This is a genomic window from Plasticicumulans sp. (genome assembly GCF_035331805.1).
GTDB lineage: Bacteria > Pseudomonadota > Gammaproteobacteria > Competibacterales > Competibacteraceae > Plasticicumulans.
On record NZ_DAOLKE010000453.1, the window covers coordinates 1 to 2,454 of the forward strand.

Genomic DNA, 2,454 nt, shown 5'->3' on the forward strand with positions numbered 1-2,454 from the left:
CCGGCTGCTCATCCCCGGACTGCCGGCGCCCGTGCGGAGGACACCCGATGGCCGATGAACTGAACCTCCTCGAAGCCCCGCTGTTCGGCCCGTCGGCCATGCTGGCGCGCTACAAGAACATGAGCTGCTCGGTCGACGGCGGCATGGCCACGGTTGCGGTCAACAAGTACCGCAACGCCAACAAGCCCTCGCCCGAGAAGGGCGGTTGCCAGCATGCGCACGCGGTCAGCATCCGGCTGCACGAAGTGGCGCGCGATGCCTACGAGCGTGCCGGCGGTCAGGTGCGCTACGTCGAGGCCTTCATGGGCAAGGGCTCGCCGGCCACGATCATCAGCGTGCTCGAAACCTTCGCCGCGTATTCGGATGCCTTCATCGCCAAATTCGCAGGCCGCAAGGGCACGCCGGAAGGCAAGTGCGCAGCGATCCTGGCCGACGGCAGCATCACCTGGGAGCAGACGCTGCAGCAGATCTGCGACGAGTACATCGGTCTCGACTGCAACGGCTTCGTCGGCAACTGGCTGCGGCTGCTGCAGCCGGACCTGAAGCTGACCCCGAACCACCGCGCCGACGAGGTGCGCACCAAGGCGCTGCACTACCGGACCCGGCTCGACCAGATCGAGTACTGGGATCTCATGTGCTACACGCACAACGAACACATCGCCGCGGTCGATGACCGCAGCCCCGCCCCCGGCAGGTTCATGGTCTGCCAGTCGGCCGGCGGCGGGCCGCGCAGGAACGAATTCGCCTTCCTGCAGACCGGCACCCGGACCTTCCAGCTCGCCGCGCCGACCCCGCAGGACATCGGCTACCAGTTCTACGTGATCTCGCTCTGGTAGCGGCTGGCCGGTACGCGCCCCGGAATCACGCGAGCGCGCAGGGGCTGACCCGCAGGGTTTCGCAACGCTCTTTCAGGCCGCTGGCCCGGCCTTGCCGGCGAAGCTTCGCCTTGCGGCTGACACTCCGGGTCCGACCCGGCAAGATGCCGGCTCCCTTGCGCACGGAGCGCCGTCCATGCACCCGGTCGTCATCATCTGCGTCGCGGCCCTCGGCCTGCTGCTGTTCGGGCTGGGGCTGGCGATTTCCATGCAGCGCTTCCGCACGCGGACCCTCGATGGCCATAGCGCCGAGCCGACCGACCGGCTGCACCGGCTGGTGGCGGCGCACGCCAACACCGCCGAGTTCGCGCCGTACCTCGCCGTGCTGTTCCTGTACCTCGGCAGCCAGGCGCCCGGCACTGCGACCGTCGCGCTGATCGTCGCGGCGACGCTCTGCCGCTTCCTGCTCGTGCTCGGCCTGCTCGTCGTCGGGCGGCTGGACCGGCCGAATCCGTTGCGCTTCACCGGCGCGCTCGGCACCTATCTGCTCGGTGCGGCGCTCTGCCTCGTCGCGCTCGCCGGCATTTGAACGACCGTCCTTGCGCCACCCGGGGTGTCTTTCATGAGCCAGCGCCTTCCCGTCACCGTGCTGACCGGCTTTCTCGGCGCCGGCAAGACCACGCTGCTCGCACGCCTGCTGACGCAGCCGGCTGCCGGGCGCTGCGCGGTGATCATCAACGAGTTCGGCGCCGTGTCGCTCGATCACGAGCTGATCGGCACGGTGGCCGGGGACGACATCGTCGAGCTGCCGGGCGGGTGTCTCTGCTGCGCGCGGCGCGAAGCCCTCGGCGTGGCGCTCGCCGATCTGCTGCTGCGCGTGCGCCGCGGCGAACTGCAGCCGTTCGGGCGCGTGATCATCGAGACCTCGGGCCTCGCCGATCCGGCGCCGATCCTGCGCGGCCTGCTCGGCGATCCGGCGCTGATGGAAGCCTTCGTGCTCGATGGCGTCGTGACGCTGGTCGATGCCGTGCACGGTGCGCAGACGCTCGCGAGCCAGCCCGAGACGCGCGCGCAGGTCGCACTCGCCGATCGCCTGCTGCTGAGCAAGACCGATGTCGCCGAAGCGGCCGCGGTCGAGGCGCTCGGTGCGCAACTGGCCGCCCTGAATCCGCTGGCGGAGCTTGAGACGGTCACGCACGGGGCGATCGAGGCAGCGCGGTTGTTCGGCGTGCGCGTGCGCGACGAGGCCGCGACGGCGGCCGAGGTCGAGCGCTGGCTGTCGGCGCGCGGGCTCGTGAACCTGCGCCCCGCGCACGCTGGCGCGCCGGACCCGAACCGCCACGGCCCGGATCTGCGCGCCGAGGTGCTGCTGATCGACGAGCCGGTACCGGCCGAGCGCCTGCGCAGCTTCGTCGGCGCGCTGACCGTGCTCGGCGGCGACGCGATCCTGCGCGTCAAGGGCATCGTGCATCTGGCCGGCCGGCCGCTGCCCTTCGTCGTGCACGGCGTGCAGGGCACGTACGAAACCCTGCAGCCGCTCGCGGACTGGCCCTCGGACGACCGCCGCACGCGCCTCGTCGTCATCGCCCGCGGCGTGCCGGCGGGCTGGGCGGGGAAGCTCTGGGAATCGCTGGGCTGA

Annotated in this window: 3 protein-coding genes; all 3 read left to right on the forward strand. The window is 70.9% G+C overall.

From position 1 onward, the window contains the following. Positions 1 to 47 precede the first annotated feature (47 nt). Entirely contained in the window at positions 48 to 836 is a 789-nt protein-coding gene (locus PKE44_RS18265) for a hypothetical protein (RefSeq protein WP_324554091.1), read from the forward strand. A 175-nt stretch (positions 837 to 1,011) separates the two neighbouring features. Continuing rightward, positions 1,012 to 1,404 (forward strand): MAPEG family protein, encoded by a 393-nt coding sequence (locus PKE44_RS18270; RefSeq protein ID WP_324554093.1) that lies wholly within the window; start codon positions 1,012 to 1,014, stop codon positions 1,402 to 1,404. Between the two features lie 33 nt (positions 1,405 to 1,437). Then, complete coding sequence (locus PKE44_RS18275; protein WP_324554095.1) at positions 1,438 to 2,454, forward strand: GTP-binding protein; 1,017 nt, start codon at positions 1,438 to 1,440, stop codon at positions 2,452 to 2,454.